Source organism: Rhodanobacter spathiphylli B39 (assembly GCF_000264295.1).
Taxonomy (GTDB): Bacteria; Pseudomonadota; Gammaproteobacteria; order Xanthomonadales; family Rhodanobacteraceae; genus Rhodanobacter; species Rhodanobacter spathiphylli.
The window spans coordinates 1-262 of the sequence record NZ_AJXT01000157.1; the positions used below are offsets into that span (position 1 = coordinate 1).

1 rRNA gene is annotated in these 262 nt (G+C 52.7%); it reads left to right on the forward strand.

From position 1 onward, the window contains the following. Window positions 1-262 (forward strand): 23S ribosomal RNA (locus tag UU7_RS17255); the annotation flags it as partial.

Here is a 262-nt window from a genome sequence, read left to right on the forward strand (position 1 = left end):
GTACCGGGGCTAAACATATTACCGAAGCTGTGGATTGTCCTTTGGACAATGGTAGGAGAGCGTTCTAAGGGCGTTGAAGCATGATCGCAAGGACATGTGGAGCGCTTAGAAGTGAGAATGCCGGTGTGAGTAGCGAAAGACGGGTGAGAATCCCGTCCACCGATTGACTAAGGTTTCCAGAGGAAGGCCCATCCGCTCTGGGTTAGTCGGGTCCTAAGCTGAGGCCGACAGGCGTAGGCGATGGATAACAGGTTGATATTCT